Below are 237 nucleotides of genomic sequence, written 5' to 3'. Positions count from 1 at the left end.
CCAGCGCGACGGCGCCCAGGTGACCGACTGTCACGCGCCCTACGCGCGGGTCAAGAAGATGCGCGCCTCGAGCCTGGTGCTCGGACCGGTGCTGGCCCACTTCGGCCAGGCCGACGTGTCGCTGCCCGGCGGTTGCGCCATCGGCTCCCGGCCGGTCGATCTGCTTATCCGCGGCCTCGAGGCCATGGGTGCCGACATCCGCGTCGAGGGCGGCTACATCCGGGCGCGGGTCGACGG

1 pseudogene is annotated in these 237 nt (G+C 73.4%); it reads left to right on the top strand.

Going from position 1 to position 237, the window contains the following annotated elements:
* Positions 1-237: pseudogene (locus CVH10_RS24275) on the top strand (UDP-N-acetylglucosamine 1-carboxyvinyltransferase); the annotation flags it as partial.

The sequence above is a fragment of the Halomonas sp. ND22Bw genome (genome assembly GCF_003011945.1).
GTDB classification, from domain to species: Bacteria; Pseudomonadota; Gammaproteobacteria; order Pseudomonadales; family Halomonadaceae; genus Halomonas; species Halomonas halophila.
Note: the sequence above shows the minus strand (reverse complement) of the source record. Positions and strands in the feature narration are given on the sequence as shown.